The sequence below is a fragment of the Methylocystis echinoides genome, assembly GCF_040687965.1.
GTDB lineage: Bacteria > Pseudomonadota > Alphaproteobacteria > Rhizobiales > Beijerinckiaceae > Methylocystis > Methylocystis echinoides_A.
Map to the genome: position 1 here is coordinate 199,479 of NZ_CP156085.1, position 17,800 is coordinate 217,278.

Here is a 17,800-nt window from a genome sequence, read left to right on the forward strand (position 1 = left end):
TTTGCTGCGGAGTAGGCGTGTGCGGTCTGATTGTCAATTTGCTTTGTCTTGAGCTGACTCGAGAGGAAGCGCGGGTGTCGCTCTGATCGCTTTCTCGCTTTCTGCTTTACCGCGGCCGGAGCCTTATCCAAGCGCTTCCCTACCCTAACCCCGCGAGCGCGCTACAACCAACCAAAGGTCGTGGCGGAGTGAAGGTCGGCCTGAGGGATCGCTGCTCGGGCGAAGTGCGCAAAAACGGTTATAGGGGTAGCGGCAAATCCGCCACCCGTCATCTCTTCGTTCTCGCCGAGTCGCCCAGCGGCGCGATCCCCTCGATCAGGAGGCGAAACCATGCGAACAACGTCTGCTATGTTCGCGATAGCAGCCGCGGCGGTCGGGGTGTCGGCTGCGGTGGGCTGGATAGCGCGAGGGTGGTTGGTCGAAGGCTTTTCCACCATTGCGTTTCTCCCAGCCATTGCCGTAGCGACGGCCGTCGGCGGACTCACCGCGGGCCTGTTCGCCACCTTCCTTGCGGCATCCTTGGCTCGGCTGCTGTTCCTCGGCCCTCCGATTTTCGAGGTGCCTGACGCTCGGATAGCGGGATCGTTGCTGTTTTTTGTTCTGGTATCAGCGGCGACAGGCAACGTCATTGTGATTCTTAACGAGGCTATTGAGCGCGTGGCAGGCGAAGCCAAAAGGGAACGCACCCTTATCGAGTCGGCGCCCAATGGGGTCGTCGTTGTCGGTCGAACTGGCAAGATCGTCGCGGTAAACGCCAGCGCAGAAAAGCTTTTCAGCTATTCGCGCGAAGAGTTGCTTGGCCAGGGAGTAGAAATGCTGGTGCCGCAAAAATCTTCGACCGCACACAGACACATGCGGGAAAATTACCAGCGGTCGCCCGAAACCCGGCCAATGGGGGCTGGGCGAGATCTTCGGGCGCGCCGAAAGGATGGGACTGAGTTTCCGGTGGAAATAGGCCTCAATCCCATTGAATGGGGTAAAGAGCCAGCCGTTCTGGCGACTGTGACCGACATTACTGAACGAAAACTGCACGAAGAAAAACAACAGACCCTGGCGATGGAGCTGGAGCATCGAGTCGGGAATTTCTTTGCGCTGATTTTGGCGATCGTCCGGCGAACATTGACAAAAGGCCGAACCGTGTCGGAGGCGGAAGAAATTCTGACGCAACGCGTGCGGTCTCTCGCAAAGGTGCACGCCATCGCCGCCGAAGCGACATTCAAGCGAATTTCAATGGACAGACTGCTGGCGGCCGCAATCGCCGGCTTCAAAGATCAGGTAACCTACACAGGCGTGGACCTGCCGCTGAATGCAAGCGCGGCGCAAGCGTTTGCATTCGTCGTCAATGAGCTTATCGGCAATGCCCTAAAACACGGCGCACTCTCCACGCCGACGGGGCGAGTGTCGATAGACAAGCGGTTGGAGCATAGCGACGAGAAAGATTGGATTGTGTTCGAGTGGCACGAAAGCGGCGGGCCGCCCGTTACCGCGGCGTCGCGTAAGGGATTTGGCAGCTTCATCATCGAGGAATGGCCCAAGCAATTCAATGGCAAAGCTAGCGTTAGTTTCAATCCTAAGGGCCTAGTCTATCAGCTTGAACTGCCCCTTGCGTCCGTTACGGATGTCGAAGGGGTGGCTAACGCCTAGCTCAACATTCGCAGCTCTATCTGGACGCTCATTTTCTTCACGCGCCTTGCTGCAGCCAATTTGAGAATAATTTGGCCGGGGCAATTCGCTTAAAACGTAGGCTATCCGGGTGGCTACTCTGACCAAAGGGGTCAGGCGCGGGAAGCGGAGCCTCTACAGCGGAACTTCTCAGTCTTTATCAGGCGCTCGGCAGCGCCCATATCGAGGTCCAAGGGATCGTCGATACTTTGGCCGACCCGGTGCTCCTTCTTGACGAAAACCTTTGTGTGATCAGAGCCAATCCAGCTTTCTATCGAGCATTCGATGTCGAGCCAGACAGCACCGTGGGCGTGTCGCTATTTGCTCTCGGCAACGGACAGTGGGACATCCCGGAACTGCGAAAGCTGCTCGGCGAAGTAATTCCGAAAGCTCAGGCAGTCGTCGGATTTGAGGTCAGCCACGACTTTCCTTCAATCGGGCGTCGGACCACGCTGGTCAGCGCGCGTCGAATGGTCCGTGAAGATAATAACAGCGCAAACCTGGCCGCGGCTTTCGCCGACGTAACCTATGCGCGAAAGCGCGCCGAGCTCGCACGTATGGGTGATCCAGGAAGGCGGCAAGGGACAAACGCAGAAGACGGCGAGCGGCCGGTGCGAAGAGTCGACGCTCAAGCGCACATAATGCGGCTCGCTCGCAACTCATAGAAGCCCCGCGTATGCGCGGGGCCCCCTGTTAACGCGAATAGGTGCCGGCATGGCCGCCGTTGAACCGTCGCACTAGCTTGCCGCCCGGCTTGACCTCCAAGTCGAGCCCTTCGAATTTCAAAGGGTCCTCCGCGTTGATTTCGAACTTTGATGCAACGAGCGTGACCGTCTGCCCCTCACGCGACCAACAGCCCGTCGCGTACTCATCGAGTGCACCATAAGCGAGCATGTATTCGAACTGCCCGTTTACCTGCAGCCGAAGTTCCGAACCGACTTCCATCACGCCCCGCATAGAATAGTGACCGGCGAGCGACGCATCCGCGCGAATGCATTCAGCGGCGGAGGCGCTCGATATCCCATGCGCAGTCAAAACGAGGACAAGGGCTAAGTGCCGTAGCGTAAGCATCATTCTCTCCGGGCACAGGCACAAGGCCGCTTGCATTCCAATACATTCGGCGACCGCGCGTGAAGGTGTGCCATCGCACAGGCATACCCACAAGTCTTTCTGTACGGCGCTAAAACCTTGACAAATTACGAGCGCACGCCATTGCGCCCTATGGGCGCGCCTTCACCGAGGAGTCGATCGGCCTCGCCCTCGCGCAGCGCGCGCTCATGGATCATATCCCCTCCACGGGCCAGACGACCGGCGGGCCGCCGCCATTTTCCCCTCCGGCCCGATCGCGTTTCCTGCAAGCCCTCGCGCAGGCGGATCGGCCCGGGAAAAAGCGGAAGCGGTCATCTGCGTAGTCTCGGTGAGCATATGAGTGACGCGCGACTTTTTTACTGCCGCGGCATCCCACACGAGCCCGAAGGCCCGCGAGAGCATCGCGGCGTGGATCGCGGTGTCTGGGTTGGACAATGTGCGAGCGCTGATCGCGCTCGATGCGGCGCAGGCACCCCGGCCCGTTGAGCGGGCGGACGCCGTCATCTGCATCAACATGATCCATTTTCTTCCTGGGCGGCGGGCGGCCCTTTCGAATATGCCGGAGCGATTCTGCCGGCCGGCGCGCCGCTCTATCTTTATGGTCCCTACAAACGGGGCGGCGCGCATACCGCCCGTCTGGTCCTCCGGCCCGGGTCGCAGCTTCACCGAGGGGCTTCGCAGGGGCCGGCGACCGGCGCGGCAAGAGCCGGGACATGGGCTACGACTGCCTGCACGTCGCGATCGATGACGCAACCCGGCTCGCTTACGTGGAAGTCCTGGCCGATGAGAAGAGACAGTCGACCACGGGCTTTCTGGTTGGTGCATTACGCTGGTTCAAGGCCCGGGGCGTGGTCGTCGAGCGGGTCATGACCGACAACGGGTCAGGCTACGTCGCGAAACTATTCCGGAAAGCCTTGCGGATCCTTGGCATACGGCACATCCGAACCCGGCCCTACACGCCAAAGACGAACGGAAAGGCCGAGCGCTTCATCCAGACCATGCTGCGCGAATGGGCCTACGCCATCCCGTTCAACTCATCCGATACACGCGCCGCCGATCTCGCTCGATGGCTCTCGTGGTATAACGACCACCGGCCGCATTCGGCGGTCAGCCGACGAGCGCCAACTCAGCCCTCGCAGAATAACCTGATCAGAAATCACACCTAGCGCGGAGTTTAGTCAGACTGGGGAATTCTTGTTCGATGGCGCCGGCCCGCAGGATCGCTCCAACGGAGTGGCCATTCGAAACGACCGCGTTTGGGGCCCGCCCTGCTTCCGGGAACGGCCACGGCTACGGCAGACGTGCGCGCAAAATTATGGCGGCCGTCTGAAGCTCACAGACTAGCCGCCAGGTCGAACTTGGTGGTCACGAAGCCATCTTTGCAGATAGCCCCCGGAGCTTTCCATCGTTCGATCGCAGCGCCCCGAAGGGCGTGCAGACTCATAACACTCTGAACGCCCAGAGGTTTCATTCTCGAATTAAATCTTTGCCACGCGGCTGCAAATAAACACCGTCCGCTGGCCCCAAGCGTCATCCTATGGCGATCGTATGCAAGAAAAGAACTGTAAGATCGTTACTTCTCTCCGGCTAAGAGCCGCACAAGAGTTTCCTCGCCGACGGGCTTGGTGAGATGGCGATCGAATCCAGCCGCGCGCGCCTCCTCGAGGGCCTCCGCGTGACCGTAGCCTGAAAGCGCCACAAGTTGTGCGCCGTCGAACCCAGGGTCTTTCCGCAGGGCCGTTGCAACAGCGTATCCGTCCATGCGGCCTGGCAGGCCGATGTCGCAGAGCACGAAGTCAGGCCGAAACTCCTGCGCCAGCGCCACCGCCTCGTCGCCCCGCGTCGAGAGGCGCACCTCGTGCCCCATGACCTCGAGCAGGAGCCGCGTGGTCTCACCCACCAAACTATCATCTTCGATGAGCAGTATGCGACAGCGTATTGGCTCGAACGCCGGAGTCTCGTCCAGCGCCCCGGCCTTGACGCCAATGAGCGGCAGACGCAGCTCGAAGCTCGCGCCCTGACCCTCAAGAGTGGCGACGCTCACGTCACCGCCATGCAGCAGCGCCACGCTCCTGACCAGCGCCAGGCCGAGGCCGAGACCGCCACCCGAACGCTCGAGCGTCTGCGGCCCTTGCCGAAAGGCGTCAAAAATGTGGGGCAAGAGGTCCTCCGCGACGCCGACGCCCGTATCCGCTACGACGAGCTTCGCCCATCCCGCCTGCGCCTCGAGCGTTACCGTGACTGTGCCGCCGGCAGGCGTAAATTTCTTGGCATTGTGAAGGAGATTATGCAGCGCCTGCGAAAGCCGATGGCGATCCCCAAGCATCTGCAGCGCCTCTTCTGGCAACCGCGTCGCGAGGCGCAACCCTCGCTCCTCGATCGGTCCGCGCGCGTCCTCGACGGCGTTCCGAACGAGCGCCGTGAGGTCACAGGGCTCCTTCCGCATGGCCAAGCGGCCGTGTGCGATGCGCGACACGTCTAGAAGATCGTCCACAATTCGTGTCATTTGCGCAACTTGCCGTTCTATCGTGGCGGCGGCTATCTTGACGGTTGAAATCTCGAGGGGAAGGCGACGCAACACGCCAGCCATATTGCGGATCGGCGCCAAGGGATTGCGCAGCTCATGCGCCAGCATGGCCAGAAACTCGTCTTTGCGCCGATCGGCCTCGCGCAACGCCTCAGCCTGAGCGGCAAGAGCAGTCCGTTGGCGCTCGATCTCACGCCGCAGCTGCGACCCCTCGATCGCGCCGCGCAGCGCGTACCGCAGACTCTCCACTGTGACCGTGTTCTTAATCAGATAGTCGTAGGCTCCTTCCTTCATGGCCCGGACGGCGACGGACTCGCTGCCCTGTCCCGTCAGAAAGACAATCGGAAACTCAGCGTCGCCCCCGACCGCCTGCAAAAACTCGAGGCCGTCGAGATCCGGCAAGTTATAGTCCAACAGCACGCAGTCCGGCGCCACGGCGCGGCATAGGCGCAATCCCTCCTCGCCGCACTCAGCCTCCTCGACCTCGTATCTGCTCCCTACCCCCGTCTGAATGAAGCGGCGATAGATGGCGCGGTCTTCTGGACTGTCGTCGACGATCAGGATTCGATAGGTTCGCGTGTCACTCGGTATCATCCGCTTTCGGCAAGATCACGATTTGCAGCCAATAGTCCTTTAGCAGCTGGATAGCCTGCATGAAGCTCCCCAGATCCACCGGCTTCTTGATGTAGCTGTTCGCCCCCATTTTATAGCATTTCTCAATGTCACGCTCGTCCGAAGACGTGGTGAGCACTACGACCGGGATTTGTTTGAGCTCCTCGCTCTGCTTGAGGTCGGCGAGGACCTCGCGCCCATCCGTCCCCGGCATGTTAAGATCGAGCAAGATCACATTCGGCCGCGGCGCGGCCCCCGGCGCGGCATAGGGCCCGCGCCGATGCAGATAGTCGAGAGCGTCGTCGCCATCTGCGCAGTGGCGCAGCGGATTGATGAGCCCAGATTTCTTGAACGCTCGAAATACCGCCTCGGTGTCTTCGGGGCTGTCTTCTACGAGCAGGATAACGGGCGCGCCTTGATCCATAATTCAACCCTCCGGCTGGAGCGTGAAGAAGAAAGTGCTGCCTTCGCCGTAAGTGGACTCGACCCAGATTGCGCCGCCGTGGCGCTCGACGATTTTCTTAACAATCGTCAGTCCCGCTCCGGCGCCGCCGCCATATTGGTCGCGCGCGTGCAACCGCTTAAAGATGCGAAATACAGAGTCGAGGTGCTTTTCGCGAATGCCGATGCCGTTGTCGCGCACGTAAAATCGAACAGTGCCCTCCAGCGGGCGCTGAAAGCCGATTTCGATCCATTTTTGCTGCTTGTCGTTATATTTCGCCGCATTGCTATGAGGTTCCGAAAAACCTCGGCGACGCGCGCGCCATCACAGCTTAGCTTGGGCAAGGGCGAAGGCAGTCGGATCTCGACATTTTTCTCCTTTAAGGAGAATGCCAGGGACTCGAGCACGTCCCGCACGACCACGTCCAGATTGGTCTCTTTAACGGCGAGGTCGACGCGTCCGAGCCGAGAATAGAGCATCAGCGTGTCGATGAGTTGCTCAAGTCGCTGAGCCAGGCGCCCCACGGCCTCGAGCTTGGCGCGGCCATCCTGCCCGAGGATCTCAGAATAATCCTCAATCAGGAAGCTCGCGTAATTGTGGATGCCGCGCAGCGGCTCCTTGAGGTCGTGCGAGGCGATATAGGCAAAGTCGTCGAGTTCCTGGTTGCTGCGGGAAAGGTCCTTGTTTTTCGCTTCAAGCTCGCGCGCGTAGAACCGCAGCTGTTCTTCGGCCTCAAGACGCTGGGTGATATCGGTGACGGAGGCGACGATGACCGGCCTCTGCTTGGCTGTAGCAGGCTTCAAGCCAATCTCGATTGGGAATTCCGAGCCATCCTTGCGTCTCGCGGTCAGATTGCGGCCGCGTCCCATCAGCCGTGCCTCGCTTTCGGTCATGAAGCGAGCGCGCAAACTGGCGTGTCCGGCACGGTAGCGTTCTGGCAGCAAAAGTTCGATTGGACGTCCGACAAGCTCGGCGCGATCGTAGCCGAAATCGCGCTCGAGCTGCGCATTGACTTGCAGGATGACGCCATCGCCATCGACAATCACCGCGCCGTTCGGCGCCGCCTCGAAAGCGATGCGCATGAGCGCCGTACCGTCAGTGTCTGAGAATGTCACGCCGGACCGCCTGATTTCGCCGCACTCTGGCGTCCGAGATATAGTCAGCGCTCGTTGGTGTCTACAAAACCCAAAAATCTTGTTGCACTTGCGGGTCCGCAGCGAGGGCTGCCGTCTGCCGATGGTGGGATCATTTATGAAGCCCACGCACAATAGAGACCAAAGAATTCGGATCGGCTGGCTTAGGCAGAAAAGGGGCTTGCGCGAGTGCCCCCGCCATGTGGTCGGCGGTGTAGCCAGACATCACGACAAAGGGAACGCCGTGTTGCCGCAGCCGCGATGCGACGGGCTCGGCGCTGACTCCGTTGAGGTTGGCGTCGAGAATCGCGGCGTCGCAACAGTTCTTGTCAATAAGTTGCTGCGCCTCCTCCAACGTCGCTGCAACGCCGCCAACCTCGAATCCGGCGTCCTCAAGCACGGCCTCGGTGTCCATGGCGATGATGAATTCGTCTTCGACGATTAGGACCCGCATTCATGTTCTCCGCGAACTCGAGAAGCCGGTTCCGAATGTAGAAGTCGTGCGCCAACGCGCTCGATAGGCGCCTGGATACCCCGAATCAGGCCAGTGCTCGGGAATAAGAGCGAGACTTGAGCGCTAAGCGTATGCTTGATCATATTGATGACGACTGTCCGACCAAACCCACGGTGCTCTAGGGGCGTCACCGCAGGCCCGCCTTCTTCCAACCAGCTCATTCGAAATTCTCTGCCCCTCGTCGTCATCGATAACCCAGTCGATGTCGATCATACCCTTGGCATTTGGCAGCGCGCCGTAATTAACGGCATTCGTCGCCAACTCGTGCAGCGCCATACCGATCGCTTGGGCAGCGGCAGGCGAGATTTGGAATTTTGGTCCATTGAGGTGGACACGATTGCCGATGAGGCCTTCGAAATGAGCGAGTTGCGAGCACCCCAGCTCGCCAATATCGACGCCTTCGCACTCTGACCGGACCAGAAGATCGTGGCTGGCCGCTAATCCGCTATGCGTTCGCCGAACGCTTTGGCGAACAGGCGAAGGCTCTGATTTGTTGGCTGTTTGACGTGCGACCGCCTGCACGACAACAAGCAAGTTCTTGGCGCGATGATTGACCTCTGCGAGAAGGAGCCGGGCCCGCCGATCCGCCCGCTTCCTCTCAGTGATATCGCGCACCACGCCAATGAAGATCCGACTGTTCTCGATCTGTACCTCGCTGATGCCAAGATTCATCGGGAAGGTCGAGCCGTCTTTGCGTTGGCCGACGACCTCCCGGCCGATATCGATTATTTTGGCTTTGCCGGTCTCCAGGTAGCGCCTCAAATAGTCATCGTGGCTGCTGCGATAGGGCTCCGGCATCAGCATCTTGACGTTCTGTCCGAGGATTTCGTCGGCGTCGTAGCCGAATAGCTTGATCGCAGCAGCATACTGATAAGAAAATTGAGCTTAGCCTGTTTGGTTAGCGTTGCAGATGGTGCCTGCCCTAGCCGTAGCGGCGCAACCGCCTAAACCTCCGTCGCATTACTGCTGCGCTCGCTGCTGCTCCAGCCCCCCCCCCCCCCGGGGACGTATGGGTCGAGAACGCCGGCGCCGCATTGAGGCGCGTTCCGTTCTCCAAGCTCAAAGGCGGGGAGCCCGTGGTCGTCGGCACCGGAGAGACGATCCCGGTCGATGGGCGCGTGCTGGCGGGCGACGCTTATGTCGACCAATCAACCGTCACGGGTGAAAGCCTTCCGATGCCGCGCGCTGTTGGAGACCAAGCGCTCGCCGGCGGCGTCGTCACCGCGGGACGGCTCGTGATCCGCGCTGAGCGGGTGGGCGAAGCCACCACCAGCCGCATCACCCGCTACATCAAGGAGGCGCTCGATCGCCCAGCCGACATTCAAACGACGTCAAGCGCCCTCGCGGACCGGCGCGTCAGCATCACGCTGGCTTCGGCAGGTCACCGACATTTGTCCGCTCACGCCGGAGATCGATGAAGGGCGCGCGGCGGCCATGATCGCGTCGCTCGGCGAGCACACAAGCCATCCTATCGCGCGCGCGGTCGTGCGTCTCGCTGAGCAGAAGCGCCTCGCCCACAGTCCGCACGAAGAGGTGAGTTTCATCGTCGGCCATGGCGTGCAGGCAACCGTGGAAGGGCGCCGCATTCGGTTCGGCAGCCGTCATTATCTCGAAGACGACGAGCATATTTCTTTCGCCGCCGCGCGCGAGACGGTGTACAGGTTTCAGGCCGAGGTAAAATCGCTGCTGTATGTTGCGGCAGATGACAGCCCCTTCGCTGTCGTCGCTCTGCGCGACCGGTTGCGCTCGGAGTGCGCGGCAACTCTTGCCCGCCTTCGCGCCCTCGGCGTCAAGCGACTGGTCATGATCACGGGCGACCATCGGGCGGCGGCGACGGCTTTTGGAAAGACCCTCGGGCCGGACCAAGTGTATTATGAGCAACAGCCGGAGGACAAAGCGCGTATCATAGCCGCTTTGAAGCAGCAGGGGGCGCGCGTCGCCTATGTGGGCGATGGCGTCAACGACGGGCCCGCGCTAATGGAGGCGGATGTCGGCGTCTCCATGCCGCGCGCAGCCGACATCGCGCGCGCGACCGCCGATATCGTCCTGTTGGATGACAGACTCGACGGTTTAGCGCAGGGTCTCTTCCTCTCGCAAAACACAATGCGCCTCATCCGCTCCAATTTTTAATGTCGCGGTGGGCGTCAATAGCGCGATTCTTGCTGGAGCGGCCTCCGGAAATCTCGTGCCGGTCGCCTCGGCCGTTCTGCGCACCGGGACCACAATCGCAGTGCTGCTCCGAGCCCTTTTCGCCGCGCGATGAGCGAGACCAGACGCGCCTGGTGCAGCCTCCGTTGCCCCCTCCAATGCAGGCAGACGGGGAAGCTTAAAGCTTGAGTGTTACGCAAGTATCTGGTTGACGCATTACTTTTTATAAGCTGAAGCGACGAGTGTCAGATGTCGACGGACTTCGACGAACAGCCCCTGCCACCACCGCCACTTTCGCCGGAGGATTTCCCGAAGGAGTATTTTGCGCACGAACTCATTGGGGAAGGCATAGAGGCGATCATCATCCACGAGGGAGAACGGTATCGTCTCCGTATTACGCCAGGAGGAAACTGAGACTAAGTGACCTCAGGATAGCCGCGTCCCGAGGCGAATCTCGAATTCACGCCGCGGAACGTCTTTTTGTCAGAGCTAGGCGGCGCGTAGGGTTCAAGACACCGTGTAGCGATTCTACCTGACGATCAGAAGCACAACGACAGGCTTTCTGCCATGCGGTTCGAGGGCCGCGCGATGTCCTCATTGGGTCCACGTGCCTACCAATTTGGGCATCCCTCGGCGGCGAGATAAGTCGCGTCGATCTTTTCTACGTCCTGGCCGATGCGCAGCGGATCGAGCCCTTGGAGCGCATGACGCATCTCGTCGGCCGCTCCCTCGCGCCACTTCCCAGCTCACTCGATGCATACTTGCTTTTGAAATAGAAAAGCCGCCATTATTGATTAATCGGCGTCAGTCCTGCGCGCAATCCGCGTGTCGCCAAGTATGTGCAACCTTCCCATTGCTTCTCGGACCGGTGAACACGAGCAGAGTTTGCCTAAAGTCAAGAGAGCCCGCCCACGTGTTTCTGGCTGTAGAGCTGCACGCCTAGTTGCTTGATCAGCTCTTGCTGGGTCTCAAGGAAGTCGATGTGTCCTTCCTCGCTCTTTATGATGCCTTCAAAAAGCTCCATCGAGACACGGTCGTTGACGGAATCGCAATAAACCGCGGCTTCGATATACATATTGCAGGCGTCTGTCTCGGCTGCGAGATCAGCGGCGATGATCTCTTCGACCGTCTGGCCGATACGCAGCGGATCGAGCACCTGTAAATTTGGGAACCCTTCTAAAAACAAGATGCGCTTTACGAGATGGTCCGCGTGACGCATTTCTTCCATCGACTCCTCGCGCCATTTCTTAGCGAGCTCGAGGAAACCCTGATTTTCGAAGATCCGATAATGCAGCCAGTACTGGTTGATAGCTGTCAACTCTGCGCGCAAGCCCCGATCTAAGTATTCGATGACCTTCGCGTCGCCAAGCATATTCAATGCCTCCCCTGGCCTCTGGGCCCCGAGCCGTCTGCGCGACAGCCTGAGCCTCTAGAGCCCGCAAGCGCCTCTCCACCCGGTCCTAACGCGACCTGAGCCGTCGTCGCAACAATCGCACACTGCGTTCCGAGATAGCGTTGCATACAAAGGCGGCGCGACGCTGGTGACCAGCAATCTGCCCTTCGACGAATGGACGGCGGTGTTTGGGTCCGAACGTCTCACCGGCGCGCTGCTCGACCGGCTCACGCATCACGTCCACATTCTGGAAATGAACGGCGAGAGCTATCGACTCGCGACCGCAAAGAAAGTGCAACGGCGAAACCGCGATCTCGTCAACGCGGGCCCAATGGAAAAGGGAGGCGCCAACAGGAGAACTGAAACCCCTCGCGCGCATTGGGCCGCGCTGCGCTACGCTCCGCGCGCCTCAACGCGCGCGACAACTAAACTACAAGGGCCGCATGGCCCTTTTCTCGAAACCAGACCGGTACACTTTTACGTTGCTATCTTGCACATTCTGTCTCCGCTATTGACAGCCGAATTTGCGTTCTCCAGAAGGGTCACACGTTGACGCCGATTCACATTCAAGTTTACTCGAGTGATATCCGCCGTCTCGTCCAGACCAATCATGCACCGACCTCCGACGTTCATATAGAAAAGCTGTCCAAGCCCATCCGCGAGAGCAAAAAAGTCTTCACTGCGCTCGACGAGTTGCAGCAGTCGTGTTCTGGCCGTCTCTGCGGCGCACGCCTCGGTGACATGCTCCGCGACGACGTTGATCGATATATTTTCTCCATTGCCATTCCCTACTGGCGTCCAGCTCACCACCCAGCTTCTTCGGACGCCGGGGCAGTCTCTTGTCTCACCGATCAGTTCCACGCCCAGTTGCGGTTTTCCGCTGTAGAATCGCCCTGACAATCGCCTCTGCCTGATCTGCGAGCGCAGGGATGACCTCGCGCACGGTCCGTTACTGGCGTCGCATTTGTGATCGCGAGGGCGCGCTTGCGCTAATGGCCAGTTGGATCTTCAACTGCGAGCCGGTGCAGTCGCTTCCTCCAGGGTTAATCGGTGGGATGGAAGGGGCAATGCGTGATCGCGCCTGGCGAGCGATGGCTCGGGGCGTTTGGCTGCGGACCAACGGTTGAGTTCTTCGGCGGCTCGGCGCCGCAGCTTTGGGAGATGCGTCGACCAGGCTCGAATATTGCGCCGACTGGATGCCCCGCCTCATGCCGGTTTTCGACGAACTCTCACGACCTTTGGGAGTTGCAAAGCTGTCCCTTTCCGTTAGGCTAACTCGTGCTATGCCCTATGAACCACCAGCATCGCAGACCTCTGTTGACTGCGAAGCCGACCTTCGGATCTCCTGGAAATCCTCGAAGCGTGCTATGGGCGCCGATCGACGATCGTCACCTCTCAACTTCCCGTGATAGCCTGGCACGACGTCATTGGAGACCCAACTTACGCCGACGCCGTCCTGGACCGCCTCGTTCACAATGCCAATCGCATCGAGCTCACCGGCGAAAGCTTGCGCCGCGCGCCCGGCAAATAGGCCAAAATCGGCTTGGCCCAAAACCAGAACAGGTGAGACAAACTCGTAGGTCAACGAACGCGGCGCCCGGGCGGGATCATTCCTTTAGGGGCGCCATTATCCCGGAATCCCCGGGCGCCATTATCCCGTTACAGACGGGCGCCTTCGTCGGAAATTCCAGTCGATTGACACCGAGAAAGACGGCCGCCCGAAAAACAGCTCCTCACAGAGCTTCGGCCAGCGATGATAAACGACGGACGATTGTCACGGCAGGCCTTCTCATGTTGGTCACGGGCTCGCCTGTATTCCGCTATCACCAATACGAACCCGGCGCCGCCCGGGGCCGAACTGATCCAGATAACCTGCGATCCCGACGAGGCCGCGCGCGCGCCGATGGGCGATGCGGCGTCGGCGACACGGGTCTCATCCTCGCGGCGCTTGCTGACGCGGTGGGCGAGGCGGCGCGGGCGACGCCGCAGCCGCGGGAGGCGCTCGCGCGCGCCGCGCCGGGCGCCGCCCCTCTCACCGCCGAGCGCGTTCTCGACGTCATGGACGAGCTCGCCCCCCGCGACGCCATCTATGTCAATGAATTCACCTCCACCATCGAGGCAATGTGGGAGCGAATGCGCTGGGAGAGGCCGGGGAGCTACTATTTCGGGGCGGCGCGAGGACACGGCTTCGCCGTGCCGGCCGCCGTGGGCGTCCAGCTTGCCGAACCGGACCGGTAGGTGACCGCGGTCGTCGGCGACGGCTCGGCCAATTACAGCGTCACCGGCTTGTGGACGGCGGCGCAATACGACGTGCCGGTGGTGTTCGTTATCATGCGCAACAGCGTCTACGGCGCCCTGCGGTGGTTCGCTGGCGTACTGGAGGCGGAGCACGTACCCGGCCTCGATGTGCCGGGCATCGACTTCGTCGCTATCGCCGCGGGCTACGGGCTTGAGGCGGTGCGGGTCGAGACCGACGACGCCTTCGCCGCCGCCTTTGCGTACGCTCTCAAGGCCGGCCGGCCGTCCCTGATCGAGGTCGCTACCGCCTGGCGCACGCCCTTGTTCCGGCGTCAGCGCCGATGAGACAAAAGCGGGTTGAAGCAAGGGGATTTCTCGCTTGAAATCAAAGCTGGCGCGGTTCCGGTGTCCTTATCGGGCGGAGCGCAACCTAATCTCAACGGAATTCAGCACTTTCCGTTGGGAGGAAAGGAGGTAGCGGACCGCCGTCAACAGCAAGGAGAGCCGGTTCGAGCGTTAGAGAAATGCAGACTGAGACAGCTTTCCTTTTTTCTCTTCCAACCTAGGTAGCGACCATTCGCGGCTTAGCTTTTGGATGAGCGGGGGAAGCCTTGAGCCTTGGCTCGGAGTAGCAAGGCCGCTCAGCGATCGCGCAGGAGCCGTTAGCCTCTCGTGAGGTTAGCTGACGGCGGAGCGAGCGGTTCTAATCGCCGGCGCGGCCTAAGCGAGCTTCTAATCTTGGAGTAATCACCATGGTTGAGGTGCGGAAAGATGACGACATCTACCGCCTGATGGTGGACGCGATCTTGGACCGCGCCATTTTTATGCTCGATGCAAACGGGAACGTATCCACGTGGAACGAAGGAGGCGAGCGGGTCACGGGTTATAAGAAAAGAGAAATATTGGGCCGACATTTCTCGCTCCTCTACCCGGAAGAAGACGCCCGAAAGGGAAAAGCCGAGCGGGAGCTTCTCGCAGCCGCTACTCAGGATCGGTTTGAGGATCATGACTGGCGCATCCGCAAGAATCGAGCGCGCTTTTGGGCGCAGATCGTCATCATGGCGATGCGCGATCAGTCAGGCGACCTCACCGGTTTCATCGCATCGATGCGGGATCTAACAGACGAAAGGAACAGGGAAAAAGAACTCCGGCGGGGTTATGAGCGCTTCCAGCGCGCCGTGGAATCCGCGCCGAATGCAATGGTGATGGTTAACCGAGCTGGTCAGATCGCTATGGCGAATCTTCAGGCCGAATGCGTCTTTGGCTATTCGCGCGACGAACTGATGGGGAGGCCGATCGAGATGCTCATTCCCGCGCGATTCCGCGGGCGTCATCGAGAGCATCGAATGTCATTCTTCGCTAATGCGACCCCTCGGCCCATGGGCGTCGGGATGGATCTCTACGCACTCAAAAAGGATGGCGCTGAGTTTCCGGTGGAAATTGGCCTCAACCCAATTGAGACGGAGGAAGGCGTTTGGGTGCTCGCGTCAATCGTCGACATCACGGAGCGCAAGCGAAGGGAAGATGAGCTCCGGCGCAGCGAAATACGCTTCCGCCGCGCAGTGGAATCTGCGCCAAGCGCGATGCTGATAGTCGGCCCCGACGGCCGCATCGAGATGGCGAACCTCTTGGCGGAGACGCTTTTTGGTTATGCGCGTGACGAGCTTGTGGGGAAGAAGGTGGAGATGCTGGTCCCCGAGCGTCTTCGCGCGCAGCATCCCGGCCTCCGGGCTGGGTTCTTTGCCGATCCGCAGTCGCGGGCGATGGGCGCTGGGCGCGATCTCTACGCGCTTAGGAGGGACGGGGCCGAATTCCCGGTGGAGATTGGACTCAATCCCATTGAGACGGAGGACGGCATCAGAGTGCTCGCTTCGATCGTCGACATTACAGAGCGCAAGCAAAAGGAAGATGGGCTCCGGCGAAGCGAGAAACGCTTCCGTCAAGCAGTGGAGTCCGCGCCGAACGCGATGTTGATGGTCGGCCGCGACGGCCGCATCGAGATGGCGAACCTCTTGGCGGAGCAGCTCTTCGGCTATTCGCGCGACGATCTCGTAGGGCAAGCGGTGGAAATGCTTATGCCGGAGCGCTTTCGCGCGCAGCATCCCGGACTCCGGTCCGCGTTCTTTGCCAACCCCCAGTCACGGGCGATGGGCGCTGGTCGCGATCTCTTCGCGCTTAGGAAGAACGGCGCCGAATTTCCGGTGGAGATCGGTCTTAATCCAATAGAGACTGACGAAGGCGTTAAGGTGCTGGCCGCCATTGTGGACATTGCCGCTCGGAAAGACTTCGAGAACGCCTTACGCGTGCGCGAGCGCGCCATCGAAGCCACAAATGTCGGAGTTGTAATCACCGACGCTCGAGCCCAAGATAACCCAGCTATCTATGTCAACCCGGCATTGAGTCGCATCACAGGCTATACACGCGAGGAATTGCTGCATCACAATATGCGGTTGCTGCAAGGACCGGACACAAATCCAGTGGCAGTGGAACAAATCCGCCAGGCAATCGCATCGGGGAGTAGCTGCGAGATCATATTGAAGAATTACCGCAAAGGCGGCGTCCCGTTCTGGAATGAATTGCTCCTCTCGCCCGTCCGCGACAACGCGCAGAGAGTAACCCACTATATTGGCATTCAGACGGATGTGACAGAGAGGCGGCGGGCCGAAGAAAGGCGGAATGAACTGGCGATCGCCCGACGTCTGCAACTGTCGCTCTTGCCGGAGGCGCCATTAATCCTGCCAAGCGTCGAGTGTGCTGGATTATGTGTCCCAGCAAATGACGTCGGCGGCGATTATTTCGATTTTTTCCGTAACTCCGGCGCCGCTGATATCGTGATTGCCGATGTGTCCGGCCATAGCGTCGGCGCAGCGCTAATCATGGCGGGAATGCGCGGCGCCCTCCGCGCGGAGGCGCAAAAGGCCGACGGTGCGTCAGTGGGCCCTGCACAGGTCTTGAGCCGTATGAACGAGCTCTTGTACGACGATCTGACAAGGGCCGAGCTGTTCCTCACAATGTTCTATGTAAAATACCACCCAGATACACGCACGTTGGAATATGCCAACGCGGGCCATAACAACGCGTTGTTGCTACGGGCGGAGGATCCGGCGTGCATTGCTCTTGACGCAGAAGGCTTGGTGCTTGGCGTGCGGCGGGTTGTCTCCTTCGAAGAGAGGAACTTGGAGCTGGCGATCGGAGATAGGCTCTTGCTTTACACGGACGGCATAACTGAAGCCGAGAACGAGCAGGGAGAGTTCTTCGGTGTTGATCGTGTTTGCACTCTGTTCTTCACCTATCGCGCGCTTCAGCCGCAAGCCTTGCTCGAAAGGCTGCTGGCTGAGGTGCGCCTCTTCTGCGGCGGCGCCCCAGTTCGCGACGACGTCAGCATGGCCATGCTGCACATCCGGTAATTAGAGACCGATCCGTGCCGCGGTCCGGGGGCAATGCGTCTCGTTGGCCCGGCGGGGGGCGCCAAGACGCAATAATCTTTGGAATGGGAAACGACGGCTCGAACGTAAGCGTGATCGGACGACCGCCTACCAGGACTCATTTGGAGTGGGTTAGGTGTCCACCATCGAACAGGTGGACACCAACTGTCGGCGGCGAAGGATGGCGTCAAGCGGCGCACGTGGAGCCTTGAAGAACGGCAGGGGATTGTCGCGGAGGCGTTGGCGCCTGGCGCGTCCGTGGCGGACGGTTGCGCGGCGGCACGGAAAAACGCCAATCTGATTTTCAAATGGCTACGGCGTTCGCGCGGAAACTGGCTGGATCGTCCACGCGCGCCGGCGAAGGAGACCGCGGCCGCACAGACCTTCGTTCCTGTTGAGGTCTGGAGTTGAAGCAAACTCTGGTCGGCCCGGCTCTGGCGCCGTCGTAGTTACCGGTCGCGAAGATGGCCGCGACGCCAGCGCGGGGGGGGGGGGGCGCGCAAGAGCCTGCGGCGCGGTGTGATGGAAATCAGCCTGCCGAATGACGCGCGCTTGTCGCTCGACGCCGCGGGTGAGAAATACGCTTCTGGGAATGGGAAACATAACTCACCGTCCTA

The 17,800-nt window shown here is 60.4% G+C and carries 20 protein-coding genes and 3 pseudogenes; 15 read left to right on the forward strand and 8 right to left on the reverse strand.

Annotated elements, in window-relative coordinates:
• Positions 1-414 precede the first annotated feature (414 nt).
• Together RVU70_RS19620 and RVU70_RS19625 are read left to right on the forward strand one after the other, a co-directional pair.
• Positions 415-1,644, forward strand: coding sequence for a PAS domain S-box protein (locus RVU70_RS19620; RefSeq protein ID WP_363351511.1), 1,230 nt, complete (start codon positions 415-417; stop codon positions 1,642-1,644).
• 215 nt (positions 1,645-1,859) lie between these two features.
• Complete coding sequence (locus tag RVU70_RS19625; RefSeq protein ID WP_363351913.1) at positions 1,860-2,327, forward strand: PAS domain-containing protein; 468 nt, start codon at positions 1,860-1,862, stop codon at positions 2,325-2,327.
• Between the two features lie 28 nt (positions 2,328-2,355).
• Here RVU70_RS19625 and RVU70_RS19630 read toward each other — a convergent pair whose 3' ends face one another.
• Positions 2,356-2,736, reverse strand: a complete 381-nt coding sequence (locus tag RVU70_RS19630; RefSeq protein WP_363351513.1) for a hypothetical protein — start codon at positions 2,734-2,736, stop codon at positions 2,356-2,358.
• Positions 2,737-2,873: 137 nt separating this feature from the next.
• Here RVU70_RS19630 and RVU70_RS19635 point away from each other — a divergent pair, with 137 nt between their 5' ends.
• The 3 genes from RVU70_RS19635 to RVU70_RS19645 all read left to right on the forward strand — a co-directional run bounded on the left by RVU70_RS19635 (position 2,874) and on the right by RVU70_RS19645 (position 3,917).
• Positions 2,874-3,074: a DUF188 domain-containing protein gene (locus tag RVU70_RS19635; protein WP_405044893.1), complete on the forward strand. Its 201-nt coding sequence runs from the start codon at positions 2,874-2,876 to the stop codon at positions 3,072-3,074.
• A 95-nt stretch (positions 3,075-3,169) separates the two neighbouring features.
• Positions 3,170-3,499, forward strand: coding sequence for a hypothetical protein (locus RVU70_RS19640; RefSeq protein WP_363351915.1), 330 nt, complete (start codon positions 3,170-3,172; stop codon positions 3,497-3,499).
• Positions 3,465-3,917 (forward strand): integrase core domain-containing protein, encoded by a 453-nt coding sequence (locus RVU70_RS19645; protein WP_363351515.1) that lies wholly within the window; start codon positions 3,465-3,467, stop codon positions 3,915-3,917. The genes RVU70_RS19640 and RVU70_RS19645 overlap by 35 nt, the downstream gene beginning before the upstream one ends.
• A gap of 407 nt (positions 3,918-4,324) precedes the next feature.
• On the opposite strand, the gene RVU70_RS19650 is transcribed toward RVU70_RS19645, so the two are convergent.
• From RVU70_RS19650 to RVU70_RS19675, 6 genes and pseudogenes are all read right to left on the reverse strand, one after another.
• Entirely contained in the window at positions 4,325-5,872 is a 1,548-nt protein-coding gene (locus RVU70_RS19650) for a response regulator (RefSeq protein WP_363351517.1), read from the reverse strand.
• On the reverse strand, positions 5,859-6,314 hold the full coding sequence (locus tag RVU70_RS19655) for a response regulator (protein WP_363351519.1): 456 nt from the start codon (positions 6,312-6,314) through the stop codon (positions 5,859-5,861). Before RVU70_RS19655 ends, RVU70_RS19650 begins: the two co-directional genes overlap by 14 nt.
• 3 nt (positions 6,315-6,317) lie before the next feature.
• On the reverse strand, positions 6,318-6,581 hold the full coding sequence (locus RVU70_RS21630) for an ATP-binding protein (protein ID WP_405044894.1): 264 nt from the start codon (positions 6,579-6,581) through the stop codon (positions 6,318-6,320).
• Positions 6,582-6,850: 269 nt separating this feature from the next.
• A pseudogene (locus RVU70_RS21635) lies at positions 6,851-7,414 on the reverse strand (PAS domain S-box protein); the annotation flags it as partial.
• Positions 7,415-7,577: 163 nt separating this feature from the next.
• A complete protein-coding gene (locus tag RVU70_RS19670) occupies positions 7,578-7,919 on the reverse strand; it encodes a response regulator (protein ID WP_363351521.1) in 342 nt (113 codons plus the stop codon).
• A 123-nt stretch (positions 7,920-8,042) separates the two neighbouring features.
• Positions 8,043-8,834, reverse strand: coding sequence for a PAS domain S-box protein (locus RVU70_RS19675; protein WP_363351917.1), 792 nt, complete (start codon positions 8,832-8,834; stop codon positions 8,043-8,045).
• A gap of 179 nt (positions 8,835-9,013) precedes the next feature.
• Here RVU70_RS19675 and RVU70_RS19680 point away from each other — a divergent pair, with 179 nt between their 5' ends.
• The 3 genes from RVU70_RS19680 (at position 9,014) to hemP (ending at position 10,541) form a co-directional block, all read left to right on the forward strand.
• Positions 9,014-9,397 carry a hypothetical protein gene (locus RVU70_RS19680; protein WP_363351523.1) on the forward strand — a complete coding sequence of 128 codons (384 nt, stop codon included), beginning with the start codon at positions 9,014-9,016 and terminating at the stop codon, positions 9,395-9,397.
• A gap of 16 nt (positions 9,398-9,413) precedes the next feature.
• Complete coding sequence (locus tag RVU70_RS19685) at positions 9,414-10,109, forward strand: HAD-IC family P-type ATPase (RefSeq protein ID WP_363351525.1); 696 nt, start codon at positions 9,414-9,416, stop codon at positions 10,107-10,109.
• Positions 10,110-10,376: 267 nt separating this feature from the next.
• On the forward strand, positions 10,377-10,541 hold the full coding sequence (hemP, locus tag RVU70_RS19690) for a hemin uptake protein HemP (RefSeq protein WP_363351527.1): 165 nt from the start codon (positions 10,377-10,379) through the stop codon (positions 10,539-10,541).
• Positions 10,542-11,022: 481 nt separating this feature from the next.
• Here the strand turns inward: hemP and bfr are convergent, their stop codons facing one another.
• A complete protein-coding gene (bfr, locus tag RVU70_RS19695; RefSeq protein ID WP_363351529.1) occupies positions 11,023-11,499 on the reverse strand; it encodes a bacterioferritin in 477 nt (158 codons plus the stop codon).
• 139 nt (positions 11,500-11,638) lie between these two features.
• Here bfr and RVU70_RS19700 point away from each other — a divergent pair.
• The 7 genes and pseudogenes from RVU70_RS19700 to RVU70_RS19730 form a co-directional block, all read left to right on the forward strand.
• Positions 11,639-11,830 (forward strand): annotated as a pseudogene (locus tag RVU70_RS19700) (ATP-binding protein); the annotation flags it as partial.
• Positions 11,831-12,069: 239 nt separating this feature from the next.
• A complete protein-coding gene (locus RVU70_RS19705) occupies positions 12,070-12,417 on the forward strand; it encodes a hypothetical protein (RefSeq protein ID WP_363351531.1) in 348 nt (115 codons plus the stop codon).
• Between the two features lie 442 nt (positions 12,418-12,859).
• A pseudogene (locus tag RVU70_RS19710) lies at positions 12,860-13,051 on the forward strand (ATP-binding protein); the annotation flags it as partial.
• Between the two features lie 260 nt (positions 13,052-13,311).
• Entirely contained in the window at positions 13,312-13,758 is a 447-nt protein-coding gene (locus tag RVU70_RS19715; RefSeq protein ID WP_363351533.1) for a hypothetical protein, read from the forward strand.
• Positions 13,759-14,103, forward strand: a complete 345-nt coding sequence (locus RVU70_RS19720) for a thiamine pyrophosphate-dependent enzyme (protein WP_363351535.1) — start codon at positions 13,759-13,761, stop codon at positions 14,101-14,103.
• A gap of 407 nt (positions 14,104-14,510) precedes the next feature.
• Positions 14,511-17,165 carry a PAS domain S-box protein gene (locus tag RVU70_RS19725; protein WP_363351537.1) on the forward strand — a complete coding sequence of 885 codons (2,655 nt, stop codon included), beginning with the start codon at positions 14,511-14,513 and terminating at the stop codon, positions 17,163-17,165.
• A 183-nt stretch (positions 17,166-17,348) separates the two neighbouring features.
• Positions 17,349-17,594 (forward strand): transposase, encoded by a 246-nt coding sequence (locus tag RVU70_RS19730; RefSeq protein ID WP_363351919.1) that lies wholly within the window; start codon positions 17,349-17,351, stop codon positions 17,592-17,594.
• Positions 17,595-17,800 lie beyond the last annotated feature (206 nt).

Coding starts and splice junctions, on each gene's coding strand:
- RVU70_RS19630 (WP_363351513.1), bottom strand. CDS start 2,736: ATGATGCTTACGCTACGGCACTTAGCCCTTGTCCTCGTTTTGACTGCG.
- RVU70_RS19645 (WP_363351515.1), top strand. CDS start 3,465: ATGGGCTACGACTGCCTGCACGTCGCGATCGATGACGCAACCCGGCTC.
- RVU70_RS19650 (WP_363351517.1), bottom strand. CDS start 5,872: ATGATACCGAGTGACACGCGAACCTATCGAATCCTGATCGTCGACGAC.
- RVU70_RS19655 (WP_363351519.1), bottom strand. CDS start 6,314: ATGGATCAAGGCGCGCCCGTTATCCTGCTCGTAGAAGACAGCCCCGAA.
- RVU70_RS19670 (WP_363351521.1), bottom strand. CDS start 7,919: ATGCGGGTCCTAATCGTCGAAGACGAATTCATCATCGCCATGGACACC.
- RVU70_RS19685 (WP_363351525.1), top strand. CDS start 9,414: ATGATCGCGTCGCTCGGCGAGCACACAAGCCATCCTATCGCGCGCGCG.
- hemP (WP_363351527.1), top strand. CDS start 10,377: ATGTCGACGGACTTCGACGAACAGCCCCTGCCACCACCGCCACTTTCG.
- bfr (WP_363351529.1), bottom strand. CDS start 11,499: ATGCTTGGCGACGCGAAGGTCATCGAATACTTAGATCGGGGCTTGCGC.
- RVU70_RS19715 (WP_363351533.1), top strand. CDS start 13,312: ATGTTGGTCACGGGCTCGCCTGTATTCCGCTATCACCAATACGAACCC.
- RVU70_RS19725 (WP_363351537.1), top strand. CDS start 14,511: ATGGTTGAGGTGCGGAAAGATGACGACATCTACCGCCTGATGGTGGAC.